Annotated in this window: 1 protein-coding gene; it reads right to left on the bottom strand. The window is 64.2% G+C overall.

Going from position 1 to position 642, the window contains the following annotated elements:
- Nucleotides 1-642: succinate dehydrogenase iron-sulfur subunit (locus tag ACXJKJ_RS30890; RefSeq protein ID WP_457395351.1), on the bottom strand; the 642-nt coding region annotated here is incomplete at both ends.

Here is a 642-nt window from a genome sequence, read left to right as displayed (position 1 = left end):
CGTCCAGGCGCGCACCGGTGTCTTCATCGCGCGAGTCGACGATCCAGCGGTAGGCCTGCAGCAGGATCGCCGGGCCCAGGTAACGCTCGCCGTTCCACCAGTAGCTSGGGCASSTSGTSGAGCAGCAYGCGCACAGGATGCAYTCGTASAGGCCGTCGAGCTTCTTGCGGTCKKCCGGMGACTGCAGGCGCTCGCGRTCCGRCGGCGKCGGGSTCTGGGTRCGSAKCCACGGCTTGATCGASGCGTAYTGCGCGTAGAAGTGSGTCAKGTCCGGRACSAGATCCTTSACCACGCTCATGTGCGGCAGCGGGTAGATCGGCACTTCGGCCTTGCCGCAGTCGGCGATGGCGCGGGTGCAGGCCARCGTGTTGGTGCCGTCGATGTTCATCGCGCACGAACCGCAGATGCCCTCGCGGCASGARCGACGGAAGGTCAGSGTCGGATCGAYCTCGTTCTTGATCTTGATCAGCGCGTCCAGAACCATCGGGCCGCAGCTGTCCAGGTCGATCTCGTACGTGTCGGTACGCGGGTTGCTGTCGTCGTCGGGACTCCAGCGGTAGATCTTGAAAGTGCGCGTGTTCTTCGCACCGCTCTTGGCGGGGAAGTGCTTGCCCTTTCCGATCTTGGAATTCTTGGGGAGGG

This window comes from Roseateles sp. P5_E1 (assembly GCF_054049335.1).
This window is presented reverse-complemented; position numbering and strand designations above follow the sequence as displayed.